The 13,156-nt window shown below is 57.2% G+C and carries 12 protein-coding genes; 10 read left to right on the top strand and 2 right to left on the bottom strand.

Annotation, left to right across the window (positions count from 1 at the left end):
• Positions 1–95: 95 nt before the first annotated feature.
• The 3 genes from fadI (at position 96) to sixA (ending at position 4,213) form a co-directional block, all read left to right on the top strand.
• Positions 96–1,406 (top strand): acetyl-CoA C-acyltransferase FadI, encoded by a 1,311-nt coding sequence (gene fadI / locus KVT28_RS12785; RefSeq protein WP_217548754.1) that lies wholly within the window; start codon positions 96–98, stop codon positions 1,404–1,406.
• On the top strand, positions 1,406–3,535 hold the full coding sequence (gene fadJ / locus KVT28_RS12780) for a fatty acid oxidation complex subunit alpha FadJ (RefSeq protein WP_217548752.1): 2,130 nt from the start codon (positions 1,406–1,408) through the stop codon (positions 3,533–3,535). Before fadI ends, fadJ begins: the two co-directional genes overlap by 1 nt.
• Before the next feature lie 195 nt (positions 3,536–3,730).
• Positions 3,731–4,213: a phosphohistidine phosphatase SixA gene (gene sixA, locus KVT28_RS12775; protein ID WP_101763719.1), complete on the top strand. Its 483-nt coding sequence runs from the start codon at positions 3,731–3,733 to the stop codon at positions 4,211–4,213.
• 54 nt (positions 4,214–4,267) lie between these two features.
• On the opposite strand, the gene smrB is transcribed toward sixA, so the two are convergent.
• Entirely contained in the window at positions 4,268–4,816 is a 549-nt protein-coding gene (gene smrB, locus KVT28_RS12770; RefSeq protein WP_101763622.1) for an endonuclease SmrB, read from the bottom strand.
• Positions 4,817–4,976: 160 nt separating this feature from the next.
• Here smrB and prmB point away from each other — a divergent pair, with 160 nt between their 5' ends.
• The 6 genes from prmB to KVT28_RS12740 all read left to right on the top strand — a co-directional run bounded on the left by prmB (position 4,977) and on the right by KVT28_RS12740 (position 9,604).
• Complete coding sequence (prmB, locus tag KVT28_RS12765) at positions 4,977–5,909, top strand: 50S ribosomal protein L3 N(5)-glutamine methyltransferase (RefSeq protein WP_137386216.1); 933 nt, start codon at positions 4,977–4,979, stop codon at positions 5,907–5,909.
• A gap of 46 nt (positions 5,910–5,955) precedes the next feature.
• The gene (aroC, locus tag KVT28_RS12760) at positions 5,956–7,041 is read left to right on the top strand and encodes a chorismate synthase (protein WP_101763624.1); all 1,086 of its coding nucleotides are present in this window, start codon (positions 5,956–5,958) and stop codon (positions 7,039–7,041) included.
• An 8-nt stretch (positions 7,042–7,049) separates the two neighbouring features.
• The gene (gene mepA, locus KVT28_RS12755) at positions 7,050–7,874 is read left to right on the top strand and encodes a penicillin-insensitive murein endopeptidase (RefSeq protein WP_210081371.1); all 825 of its coding nucleotides are present in this window, start codon (positions 7,050–7,052) and stop codon (positions 7,872–7,874) included.
• A gap of 8 nt (positions 7,875–7,882) precedes the next feature.
• Positions 7,883–8,680, top strand: coding sequence for a sulfite exporter TauE/SafE family protein (locus tag KVT28_RS12750; RefSeq protein ID WP_210081319.1), 798 nt, complete (start codon positions 7,883–7,885; stop codon positions 8,678–8,680).
• A gap of 66 nt (positions 8,681–8,746) precedes the next feature.
• Positions 8,747–9,292 carry an elongation factor P hydroxylase gene (locus KVT28_RS12745; protein ID WP_110866550.1) on the top strand — a complete coding sequence of 182 codons (546 nt, stop codon included), beginning with the start codon at positions 8,747–8,749 and terminating at the stop codon, positions 9,290–9,292.
• 30 nt (positions 9,293–9,322) lie between these two features.
• The gene (locus KVT28_RS12740; protein ID WP_008101252.1) at positions 9,323–9,604 is read left to right on the top strand and encodes a YfcL family protein; all 282 of its coding nucleotides are present in this window, start codon (positions 9,323–9,325) and stop codon (positions 9,602–9,604) included.
• 29 nt (positions 9,605–9,633) lie between these two features.
• Here KVT28_RS12740 and mnmC read toward each other — a convergent pair whose 3' ends face one another.
• Positions 9,634–11,646 (bottom strand): bifunctional tRNA (5-methylaminomethyl-2-thiouridine)(34)-methyltransferase MnmD/FAD-dependent 5-carboxymethylaminomethyl-2-thiouridine(34) oxidoreductase MnmC, encoded by a 2,013-nt coding sequence (gene mnmC, locus KVT28_RS12735; protein WP_217548750.1) that lies wholly within the window; start codon positions 11,644–11,646, stop codon positions 9,634–9,636.
• Positions 11,647–11,799: 153 nt separating this feature from the next.
• Here mnmC and fabB point away from each other — a divergent pair, with 153 nt between their 5' ends.
• Positions 11,800–13,020 (top strand): beta-ketoacyl-ACP synthase I, encoded by a 1,221-nt coding sequence (fabB, locus tag KVT28_RS12730; RefSeq protein ID WP_110866552.1) that lies wholly within the window; start codon positions 11,800–11,802, stop codon positions 13,018–13,020.
• The last annotated feature ends 136 nt before the right edge of the window (positions 13,021–13,156 follow it).

The raw sequence follows: 13,156 nt of genomic DNA, 5'->3' as shown, positions 1-13,156 counted from the left end.
GCTTATTGGCTACTTAGCAACACTTAGTTAACACTGATGATCAGGTCAGACCTGTTTGGCAATGATGCCCCGGTCAAAAAATACAGGTGATTGCAATGAGTAAAGCGCAGCCGCTGCTGACGCGTCAGGGCGAACGTATCGCCATAACCCACGGATTACGCACCCCTTTTGCCCGTCAGGCGACCGATTTCCACGGCATTCCCGCGCTGGAGCTGGGGCGCATGGTGATCAGCGAACTGATGGCGCGCAGCGAATTACCGGTCGAGATTATCGATCAACTGGTGTTTGGCCAGGTGGTGCAGATGCCGGAAGCGCCCAACATTGCGCGTGAAATTGTTCTGAGCAGCGGATTAGGCGTGCATACCGATGCCTATAGCGTTAGCCGCGCCTGCGCCACCAGTTTTCAGGCGGTGGCAAACGTGGCGGAAAGTTTAATGGCGGGCACCATCGATGCCGGCATTGCCGGTGGCGCGGATTCATCCTCGGTGCTGCCGATTGGCGTCAGTAAAACTCTGGCGCGTGCGCTGGTGGATCTCAACAAAGCGCGCAGCTTTAGTCAAAAACTCAGCATCCTGCGTCATTTGCGTCCGCGCGATCTCTTGCCGGTGCCACCGGCGGTAGCGGAGTATTCCACCGGATTACGCATGGGTGATACCGCCGAGCAGATGGCGAAAAGTCACGGCATCACGCGTGAACAGCAGGACGCGTTAGCGCTGCGTTCGCACCAGCATGCGGCGCGCGCCTGGCAATCGGGCGTGTTAAGCCAGGAAGTGATGCCCGCATTTGTGCCGCCGTGGAAAGCGCCCATCGAGCAGGACAACAATATTCGCTTCAACGCCAGCGCCGCCGATTACGCCAAACTGCGCCCGGCGTTTGATCGTCGCCACGGTTCGGTGACCGCCGCCAACAGCACGCCGCTGACCGATGGTGCCGCAGCGGTGATCCTGATGCGTGAAGGGCGCGCGCGCGAACTCGGCATTCAGCCGCTCGGCTATCTGCGCAGCTATGCTTTTACGGCGATTGATGTCTGGCAGGATATGCTGCTTGGACCGGCCTACGCCTCGCCGCTGGCGCTGGAGCGCGCCGGCATCACGCTCAACGATCTGACGCTAATTGATATGCACGAAGCCTTTGCCGCACAAACCTTAGCCAACCTGAAAATGTTCCGTGACGAACGCTTTGCGCGCGAGGTGCTGAATCGTCCGCATGCGTTAGGTGAAGTCAATGAAGAACGCTTTAACGTGCTTGGCGGATCGATTGCTTATGGTCATCCGTTCGCTGCCACTGGCGCACGCATGATCACGCAAACGCTGCAGGAACTGCGGCGGCGCGGTGGCGGATTGGGATTGGTCACCGCCTGCGCGGCGGGCGGCCTGGGCACGGCAATGGTTTTGGAGGCCGAATAATGAGCGAATCCGCCTTTCATTTACACATGCGCCTCGACCACGTCGGTGTGATCACCATCGATGTGCCGGGCGAGAAGATGAACACGCTGAAGGCCGAGTTTGTGCCGCAGATCAAAGCGGTGCTGGACGAAGCGCGCAGCCATCAGCAGTTGGCTGGATTAGTGTTGATCTCCGGCAAGCCAGACAACTTTGTTGCTGGTGCGGATATCAGTATGATCGCCAATTGCAAAACGGCGCAGGAAGCTGAGGCGTTGGCAAAGCAGGGACAAGATGTGATGGCGATGATTGCCGCGCTGCCGTTTCCGGTAGTGGCGGCGATTCACGGTGCCTGCCTCGGCGGCGGTCTGGAACTGGCACTGGCCTGCGATGCGCGCATCTGTTCGCTGGATGACAAAACGCGCCTCGGTTTGCCGGAAGTACAGCTCGGTCTGCTGCCGGGTTCTGGCGGTACGCAACGTTTGCCGCGCCTGATTGGCGTACAGCAGGCGCTGCCGCTGATCCTCACCGGCAAACAGCTGCGCGCTAAACAGGCGCTCAAGCTGGGGATTGTCGATGACGCGGTGCCGCAATCAATTCTGCTGGAAACGGCGATTGCGCGCGTACACAAAGGAAAAGGCGCACGGCGGGAGCTTTCGCGCCGCGATCGTTTTCTGCAGGGACCAATCGCGCGTCAGGTGCTGTTCTCGCTGGCGCAGCGGCAAACCCACAGCAAAACCCAGGGCAACTATCCAGCGGCCCAGCGCATTCTTGACGTGGTGCGCATCGGTCTGGAGCAGGGCAGCAGCGCCGGGCATGAAGCGGAAGCGCGCGCCTTTGGCCAACTGGTGATGACGCCAGAATCGGCCGCGCTGCGCAGTTTGTTCTTCGCCTCAACGGCCTTAAAGAAAGAGTCGATGGCCAGTGTCGAGCCGCAAGTGCTGAAGCAGATTGGCGTGCTCGGCGGCGGTTTGATGGGCGGCGGCATCGCCAGCGTTACGGCGCTGCAAGCCGGTTTGCCAGTGCGCATTAAAGACATCAATCTGGTCGGCGTGAATCATGCGCTGCAATACAGCTGGGATCTGCTGAGCAACAAGGTGAAGCGGCGTCAGCTAAAAGCCGCCGAACGCCAGCAGCAGATGGCGCGCATCAGCGGTGGCACCGATTACCAGGGATTTAGCCAGCGCGATCTGGTGATTGAAGCAGTATTTGAGGATCTGGCGCTCAAGCAGCAGATGGTCAGCGAAATCGAAAGCCATTGCCAGCCGCACACCATTTTCGCCTCCAATACTTCGTCGCTGCCAATTGCTGATATCGCAGCCAAAGCCCAGCGGCCTGAAAACGTAATCGGTCTGCATTTCTTCAGTCCTGTGGACAAAATGCCGCTGGTGGAGGTGATTCCTCACGCCAATACCTCGGCGCAAACGCTGGCAAATACGGTGCAGCTGGCGCGTCAGCAGGGCAAAACGGCGGTGGTGGTGGCGGATCGTCCCGGCTTTTACGTTAACCGCATTCTCGCGCCCTATATAAATGAAGCGATGCACTGCTTGCAGGAAGGTGAGCCGATTGAGCATATCGATCGCGCTCTAGTGAAGTTTGGTTTCCCGGTTGGGCCGCTGCAGCTGCTGGATGAAGTGGGCATTGATGTCGGCAGCAAAATCAGCCCGATTCTTGAGCAGGCTTACGGTTTGCGTTTCAGTGCCCCCAACGCCGCGAACGCCATTCTGGCCGACGGCAGAAAAGGGCGCAAAAATCACAAAGGGTTTTACCTCTATCAACGTTCGCGCTGGCCGGGAAAACGCAAAGTCGATGCTTCCCTTTATTCACTGCTGAATATCAAACCGCAGGCAAGGCAGAGCGCAGCGCAGATCGCAGATCGCTGCGTATTGATGATGCTGAACGAAGCGGCACGCTGTCTGGATGAAGCGGTGATCCGCAACGCGCGTGATGGCGATATTGCGGCGGTATTTGGCATCGGTTTTCCGCCGTTCCTTGGCGGTCCGTTCCGCTATATGGATCAGCGCGGCATTGGCGATATCGTCAAAGCATTAAGGTCATTAATGCAGCAGCACGGCGAGCGTTTTACGCCGAGTGAGGCGCTGATCGCAATGTCAGAACAGCAAACGAATTTTTACACTTCTGCACAATCGTGAATAGGCGCACAGATTCAGCGGGTTAGTCAGCGGGCCGTGCAGCGGTAAGCGCGGCACCATTCTGAGATATGCTTATTTAATAAACAACCGGTTGACTATACTGAAGCCATTGGGGTAAAACACACCGTTCATTCGCAGAATGAAGCGTCTGGTGCTGTGGTACCGGCCGATATCGACAAACAACAGCGGTGCTTTATGCAAGTTTTTATCATGCGTCATGGCGATGCAGCTCTGGAAGCAGCGAGTGATTCCGTTCGACCTCTCACACTCTGTGGCTGTGATGAATCGAGAGCGATGGCGAGCTGGCTCAACGGCAAAACGCCAGAAATTGATCGCGTATTAGTCAGTCCTTACCTGCGTGCCGAGCAAACGCTCGCCACGGTGCGCGAAACCCTGAAATTGCCAGAAGGGCAGGATGTCTTGCCGGAACTGACGCCGGGCGGCGATCCAGGCATGGTGGCCTGCTATCTGCAGGCGCTGGCACAAAAAGGGGTTAAATCGGCGCTGGTGATTTCGCATCTGCCGCTGGTGGGTTATCTGGTGTCTGAACTCTGCCCGCAGGAAGCGCCGCCGATGTTCGCGACCTCGGCAATAGCCTGTGTGAACTTTGATGCAGAGGCCTGCGAAGGCAAGCTGGAGTGGCAGGTCAGCCCGTCAAAATTGGCTAAAGCGATGTAATTCCGCTCTATGGGCCGCTTACAAATGCGGCCCTATCCTTTTTTACCGCAGCCTTTACGGCAGTTCTGGCGGTTGCCACTCTTCCACCTCAATCAACACCAGCAGTGCGGCGTCGCCGCCAAACATTTTCGGTGCCTGATGAAACGCCATCACATGCGGATGTTGTGCCAGCCACAGCGGTGTTTGCTGCTTGAGGATGTGTTTGCCGTGCCCGGTCATCACGCTGGCGCAGAACAGATGTTCGCGACGACAGGCGGCAATCAACGCGCCGAGTTCCTGCTTGGCCTGCATCTGCGTTAAGCCATGCAGATCGAGAAAAATTTCCGGCGTGTAATCGCCACGACGCAATTTCTTCTGCTCGTAATGGCTGACATCCGCGCGCACGTAGCGCACCGGACCTTCGCTCGACAGCAACGGCTGAAACTCGTCTGAAAAATAATGGCTGTTATCGACCTGTTCTGAAAGCAGGCGTTTGAGCGGTACTTCGCGCGTTTTCACTACCGGTTTATGCACGATAGTGTCCTGTTTCAGCTTGCGGGTTCCACTCATTAACTGGCGGAACATCTCCTGATCGTCCTGGCTTAGCGGCGTTTTCTTACTCATGGCTCTGTGATTGGGTCAGAAAAGGCTGGTTAAACAGCCGGTGGCATACCTTAACCGTTACTGTTAACAAATGTCAGCTTTTTCGCCTCGCTGCGCTGAATTCTGCCCGGCTTCGTGGCACACTATCGGCCGATTGATTTTATGGCCTGCGGAGGGCTACGTGGACAAGATATTCGTCGATGAGGCAGTGAATGAACTGCACACCATTCAGGACATGCTGCGCTGGGCTGTCAGCCGTTTTTCGGCGGCAGGCATTTGGTACGGCCACGGCACGGATAATCCCTGGGACGAAGCAGTCCAACTGGTTCTGCCAACGCTGTGGCTACCGCTGGATATTCCAGAAGATATGCGCAATGCGCGCCTGACTGCCAGCGAGCGTCATCGCATTGTTGAGCGCGTGATTCGCCGCGTCAACGAGCGCATTCCGGTGGCGTATCTCACCAACAAAGCCTGGTTCTGCGGCCACGAATTTTACGTTGATGAGCGCGTATTAGTGCCGCGTTCACCGATTGGTGAACTGATTGAGAACCGCTTTGCCGGTTTGATCAGCGATTCGCCTCATCACATTCTGGATATGTGTACCGGCAGCGGCTGCATCGCCATTGCCTGCGCTTACGCCTTCCCGGAAGCGGAAGTGGATGCAGTCGATATCTCCACCGATGCACTGGCTGTCGCCGAGCAGAACATTGAAGAGCACGGCCTGCTGAACCACGTCACGCCAATCCGCGCCGATCTGTTCCGCAACTTGCCGCAGGTGAAATACGATCTGATCGTCACCAATCCGCCGTACGTGGATGCGGAAGATATGGACGATCTGCCGAACGAATATCGCCACGAGCCGGAACTGGGTCTGGCGGCGGGCAGCGACGGCCTGAAACTGGTGCGTCGCATTCTGGCCTGTGCGCCGGATTACCTCACCGAACAAGGCGTGCTGATTTGCGAAGTGGGTAACAGCATGGTGCACATGATCGATCAGTATCCAGACGTGCCGTTTACCTGGCTGGAGTTTGATAACGGCGGTGACGGCGTGTTTATGCTGACGCGCGAGCAAATCGTGGCGGCACAGCATCACTTCTCATTTTACAAAGACTAAATAAGAGGGCGAGCGCTCGCCCGCAACATCGCAACAAGGAACCAGCATGGCCGGAAACAGCATCGGACAAGTTTTTCGCGTAACCACTTTTGGCGAGTCGCATGGTATTGCGCTGGGCTGCATCGTTGACGGTGTGCCACCCGGCATTCCGCTGACGGAAGCCGACATCCAGCACGATCTCGATCGTCGTCGTCCTGGCACTTCGCGCTATACCACGCAGCGCCGCGAGCCGGATCAGGTGAAAATTTTGTCTGGCGTGTTTGAGGGCGTGACGACGGGAACCTCAATCGGTTTGCTGATTGAGAACACCGACCAGCGTTCACAGGATTACGGCACCATCAAAGATCTGTTCCGTCCTGGCCATGCCGATTATACCTACGAGCAGAAATACGGCCTGCGCGACTACCGTGGCGGCGGCCGCTCTTCGGCGCGTGAAACCGCGATGCGCGTGGCAGCAGGGGCGATTGCCAAGAAATATCTGCAGATGAAGCACGGCATCGTGGTGCGCGGCTATCTGGCGCAGATTGGCGATGTGGCCTGCGAGCTGAAAGACTGGAGCATCGTGGAAGAGAACCCGTTCTTCTGCCCGGATGCCTCTAAACTGGAAGCGCTGGATGAGCTGATGCGCGGCCTGAAAAAAGAGGGTGACTCTATCGGCGCCAAAGTTACCGTGCTGGCAGAGAACGTGCCGCCGGGCCTGGGCGAGCCGGTATTTGATCGTCTGGATGCGGATTTAGCGCATGCGCTGATGAGCATTAACGCGGTGAAAGGCGTGGAGATCGGCGACGGTTTCGCGGTGATCAACCAGCGCGGCAGTCAGCATCGCGATGAGATTCGTGCCAACGGTTTCCAGAGCAACCACGCCGGTGGCATTTTGGGCGGCATCAGCAGCGGCCAAACCATTAGCGCCAATCTGGCGATGAAACCGACCTCCAGCATCACCGTGCCGGGCAACACCATCACCCGCGAGGGTGAAGAAGTCGAGATGATCACCAAAGGTCGTCACGATCCCTGCGTCGGCATTCGCGCTGTGCCGATTGCCGAGGCGATGATGGCGATTGTGTTGATGGATCACCTGCTGCGCCAGCGTGCGCAAAACGGTGACGTCAACAGCAGCGTTCCGCGCTGGTAAGCCCGATGATGCGCCGTCTGCTCATTATCTGTGGCGCGCTGCTATGCAGTGCGGCCGCCGTTGCCGCCACGCCGTGGCAGCAAATTCATCAGCCGATTGCCGGCAGCCCGCAGTCGATTGGCGGCTTCGCCAACGGCTGTATTGTGGGTGCGCAGCAGTTGCCGCTTAACTCACCCAATTATCAGGTGATGCGCCAGGATCAGCGCCGCTATTTCGGCCATCCCGATCTGATCGCCTTTATTCAGCGTCTCAGCACCCAGGTTCATCAGCTTCAGCTGGGACAAGTGCTGATTGGCGATATGGGCATGGCGGCGGGTGGACGTTTTAGCAGCGGCCACGCCAGCCATCAAACGGGTTTAGACGTCGATATCTGGCTGCAGCTGCCGAAAACCCGCTGGACGGCGCAGCAATTGCTCAAGCCGCAGCCGCTCGATCTGGTTTCTGCCGATGATAAACAGGTGATTGCGCGTCACTGGCAGCCGCAAATCGATAGCCTGATTAAACTGGCGGCGAAAGATGATGAAGTGACGCGTATCTTCGTCAATCCGGCAATCAAAAGGCAGCTTTGCGCCGATGCTGGCAGCGATCGCGCGTGGTTGAATAAAGTGCGTCCGTGGTTTGCCCATCGCGCGCACATGCACGTGCGTCTGCGATGCCCGGCGGGGAGCCTTGAATGTGAAGACCAGGCACCTCAACCGGCCGGCGATGGCTGTGGCGCTGAGCTGGACAGCTGGTTCCTGCCGAAAAAACCAGGCAGCACGCCGCCGGTGAAGAAAACGCCGCCGCCATTGCCGCCGTCTTGCCAGGCTTTACTTGATAAGCATCTTCTGTAGGTATTTCAATGGATTGGTTCGTTGTCAGCCCGCTGATTATCGGCGTGCTGTTTTTTGTGGCAGTGCTGGCGGCGTTTATCGATTCGATCGCTGGCGGCGGCGGCCTGCTTACCGTGCCGTCTTTGCTGGCTGCCGGGTTGTCGCCTGCACAGGCGTTAGCCACCAATAAGCTGCAATCGGTCGGCGGATCGTTCTCCGCCAGCCTCTATTTCATCCGACGTGGTGCGGTGAATCTGAGCGAGCAGTGGCTGAATATCGCCATGACCTTCCTCGGCGCGATTGCTGGCACCATTCTGATTCAGCACTTACAAGCGGATGTGCTGCGCCAAATCTTACCGCTGCTGCTGATCTGCATCGGTTTGTGGTTCCTGCTGATGCCGCGTTTGGGCGAAGCCGATCGCGAACGTCGTCTGCACGGTTTGCCCTATGCGCTGGTAGGCGGCGGCTGCGTCGGCTTTTACGATGGCTTCTTTGGTCCCGGCGCCGGCTCGTTCTATGCGCTGGCCTTTGTTACGCTGTGCGGCTTCAATCTGGCGAAAGCCACCGCCCACGCCAAAATCCTAAATTTCACCTCGAATTTTGGCAGTTTGCTGTTCTTTATGTTCGGCGGAAAAGTGGTGTGGGGCACCGGCGCGATTATGTTGCTCGGCGCCTTTATCGGCGCGCGCCTCGGCGCCAGGCTGGTATTGAGCCGTGGTCAGAAACTGATTCGCCCAATGGTAGTGATCGTTTCTGCGGTAATGAGCGCTAAATTGTTATGGGACAGTCACGGCGCAGAATTGATGGCCTGGCTGGCCACGCTGTAATCCAACTCTCGTCAAGACCGGCTGCCAATGCGACAATGGCGCCGGTTTTTTTAAAGATTAAAAATTATGAGTACAACACACCATTACGATCAGCTGATTGCCATCTTTGATGGCTGCTTCGTTGACGATTTTCAGACCCGTCTAATTAAAGGCGACGACGAACCTATTTATCTTCCAGCGGATGAAACCTCACCGTGGAATCGCGTGGTGTTCGCGCACGGCTACTACGCCAGCGGACTGCATGAAATTTCCCACTGGTGCATTGCCGGTGAAGCGCGCCGCAAGCTGGTGGATTTTGGTTATTGGTATTGTCCGGACGGACGCGATGCGCAAACGCAGAGCCAGTTCGAATCGGTTGAGGTAAAACCGCAGGCGCTGGAGTGGTTATTCTGCGTGGCGGCGGGCTTTCCCTTCAACGTAAGTTGTGACAATCTCGAAGGCGATTGTGAGCCAGATCGCATAGCGTTTCAGCGCAAAGTGCATGCACAGGTGATGACGTATCTGCAGCAGGGCATTCCGGCACGACCAGCTCGCTTCATCGATGCACTGACGAATTATTACGGCACGCCGCCACTGACGGCGGCACAATTCCCCTGGCCGGAAGATCTGTAATCCGCGAAGGTTATAAGAAGAGAGGAAGAGATGATCGTAGAATTTGAAACCCGCATTCTGGCCCTGATTGATGACATGGTCGATCACGCCAGCGATGACGAGCTGTTTGCAGGCGGCTATCTGCGTGGTCATCTGACCCTGGCAGTGGCGGAGATTGAGCTGAGCGGTGAACACACGCCGGAAGCGCTGCAAACTCACGTCACCAACAGCCTGCAAAAAGCCATTGCTGCTGGCGAACTGTCACCACGCGATCAGGCGCTGGTCACCGGCATGTGGGACAATCTGTTCCTGCAGGCACGTCAAACCGCTTAACGTCTCGGGGCGATCGCTCGCCCCGCAGATTATCGACCCGCTTTTTTACCCTTCAGCAGTTTTCGCACCCAATAGCGATTTGGACTCATCGCCGCCAGCGTGGCTGCATCCAGCGGCTGCGGTTCGCCGCTCATCTGCGCCGCCAGCACTTCGGCCGCCAGCGGTGCGCTGCATAAACCACGCGAACCTAATGCGCCCAACACAAACAAACCGTTATGCACCGGCGCATCGCCTACGCTTGCACCGCGCGCACGCTGTTCTGGCAGATCGGCGTATTGCGTGAGTGTCGCTCCATAATCTGGCGCGCTGCCGCTCATCGGCAGATGATCGCGCGTGGCACAGCGCACGCCGTTGCGCGCCTGGTTATCGGACACATCAACCTGATGCGGCCATTGGCTCTGCGGCAGACAGTTAATCAGCCGTTGGCGATTCTCCTGCTGATCGTCGGTGCGGAAATCTGTGGCGGTATCGACACGATGATAGCTGGCGCCGATGCAATGGGTGGCGAAGTTCGGGCTGACCGGCGTGAGATAGCCGTCGTAACACAGCACGGTGCGTAGCGCGCCCAACGACGGATTGGTCGGCGCGTGGCTCACTTGTCCCGCCACCGCGTACACCGGCAGCGTTTTGCTGTGCTCAAGTTCCAGCAACGCGTGACCATTCGCCAGCACCACTTGGGAATGCTGCACCGGCGGCTGCTCATCAAAGTGCAGCGTCCAGCGATCTTCATCGCGCGTTAATTGCGTGACGCGATGCAGCCAGTGCAGGCGTAATCCCCGCGATTGCGCGTACTCCAGCAGATTGCTGGTCAGTTGTGCAGGTGACAGCCAGCCACCTTGCGGATAAAAAATCCCGCCAACATCAAGTTCAACGCCCGCCAGCTGTTGCGCTTCTTCTTTATTAACACCGTACGCGATGTCATGCGGCAGTGCCATGTTGAGCATCTGCGCAATTTTCTCCGCGCTTTTATCATCCCAGCCCAGCTGCAACACGCCGCTCCAGTCATGCTCAAACTCCACTGGCAGCCGATCGTATAGACGTCGGGCAAAACCAAAAGCCGCCGGGAAGAAGGTGGCCAGCGCGGGATCGTGCTGATTCAGCAGCGGATAGAGCGCGCCCTGACGATTGCCGGATGCGCCCAGCGCGGGTGCGTCATCGGCGCAGTAGAGCGTTACGCGCCAACCGCGTCGCAGCAGCGCGAGCGCCAATACTGCGCTGGCGATGCCGCCGCCAATCAGCGCCACTTCATTGCTGCCTGCCGGCGGGCGCGCATACCACGGCTGGCTGTGCGGCAATGCAGCGGCTTGCTCCAGCACGCCGACCAGCATTTCACGTTTGTGACCAAAGCCTTTGCGCTTCTGCATATTGAAACCGGCGTCCTGCAACCCGCGTCGCACAAACCCCGACGCGGTAAAAGTCGCCAGCGTGCCGCCCGGCCGGGCGAGGCGCGCCATCGCGGCGAACAGCGCTGGCGTCCACATCTCAGGGTTTTTTGCCGGCGCGAAGCCATCAAGGAACCACGCATCCACCTGACGATTGAGGCTGTCATCAAAGGTGTGAATTAGCGCGTTAATATCACCAAGCCAGAGGTCCAGCGTGACTTCGCCGCCGTTAAACAGCAGGCGCTGACAACCCGGCAACGCCTGCGGCCACTGCTGTTGCAGCTGTTCGGCCCACGGCTTTAGCTCCGGCCAATGGGCATGCGCAGCCACCAGATCGGCGTGCGTCAGCGGGAATTTCTCGCAGCTGATGAAGTGCAGACGCTGCAAAGTGGCGTTGGGTTGCTCATTGCGGAAGCGATCGAAGGCTTGCCACAGGGTAAGAAAGTTCAGACCAGTCCCAAAACCGCTTTCGGCGACAATAAATAAATCGCGTGAATGTTCAGCAAAACGGTGCGGAATATGGTTGCCATCAAGGAACACATAGCGCGTTTCCTCCAGTCCATTATCGTTGGAGAAATAGACGTCGCCGAACGCTCGGGACACAGGTGTACCCTGTTCATTCCAGTTTATTTGGGCGTGTTCAACCGGGGTTAATTTCACGGGAAAGGCTCATATTTCAGGCAGTGGCGCGAGTTTAGCGATAGACGTCACATGACGCAAATTTACAAAGGGAAATGGCTGATCGGACTTGTTCGGCTTACAACTGTACGCTAGAGTGCACCACATCCAAATATGTGGAACGAGGATTATTGAATGAAACGTGCAGTGATTACTGGCCTGGGTATTGTTTCCAGCATTGGTAATAACCAGCAAGAAGTGCTGGCTTCTCTGCGTGAAGGCCGTTCCGGTATTACTTTCTCTGAAGAGATGAGAGATGCCGGTATGCGCAGCCACGTATGGGGCAACGTCAAACTGGATACCAACGGGCTCATCGATCGCAAAATCGTGCGTTTTATGAGTGATGCCTCTATTTATGCCTACCTTTCAATGGCCGAAGCGATCAAAGACTCAGGCCTGACTGACGAACAGTATCAGCAAAACCCACGTGTGGGTTTGATTGCCGGTTCTGGCGGCGGTTCTCCGCGTTATCAGGTATTTGGTGCTGACGCCATGCGTAGCCCACGCGGCCTGAAAGCGGTCGGTCCTTATGTGGTGACCAAGGCGATGGGTTCAGGCGTTTCTGCTTGCCTGGCAACCCCGTTCAAAATTCACGGCGTGAACTACTCCATCAGTTCAGCCTGTGCTACTTCTGCACACTGCATCGGTAACGCGGTTGAGCAGATTCAGCTGGGTAAACAGGACATTGTATTTGCTGGCGGCGGTGAAGAGCTGAGCTGGGAGATGGCATGTGAGTTCGATGCGATGGGCGCACTGTCGACCAAATACAACGAAACGCCAGAAAAAGCCTCACGTACTTACGATGCCAACCGTGACGGCTTCGTTATCGCTGGCGGCGGCGGTATGGTGGTGGTTGAAGAGCTGGAGCACGCTCTGGCACGTGGTGCACACATTTATGCTGAGATCGTGGGCTACGGCGCAACCTCAGATGGCGCAGACATGGTAGCTCCTTCAGGCGAAGGCGCAGTGCGCTGCATGAAGATGGCGATGCAAGGTCTGGATACCCCAATCGATTACCTCAATACCCACGGCACTTCTACGCCGGTTGGTGATGTGAAAGAGCTGGGTGCGATTCGCGAAGTGTTCGGCGATAACTGCCCATCACTGTCTGCTACCAAAGCCATGACCGGTCATTCACTGGGGGCGGCGGGCGTGCAGGAAGCGATCTACACTTTGCTGATGCTGGAGCACGGTTTCATCGCGCCAAGCATCAACGTGGAAGAGCTGGATGAAGCGGGCAAAGGTCTGAACATCGTGACCAAACCGACTGATAAAGCGCTGACCACCGTGATGTCGAACAGCTTTGGCTTCGGCGGGACTAACGCCACTCTGACCATGCGTAAGTTGCCAGCATAATCCCGTAGGATCGCCATTCATGGCGACCTGATTATGCTAGCAATATCACAAGGGCCGGTTATCCGGCCCTTGTTGTTTTGACATTCCACCTTCAGCTTGCCTACACTCCCACTCCATCCGAAACAAAATTATCACT

It is taken from the genome of Pantoea sp. GbtcB22 (assembly GCF_019091025.1).
Classification (GTDB): domain Bacteria; phylum Pseudomonadota; class Gammaproteobacteria; order Enterobacterales; family Enterobacteriaceae; genus Pantoea; species Pantoea leporis.
Note: the sequence above shows the minus strand (reverse complement) of the source record. Positions and strands in the feature narration are given on the sequence as shown.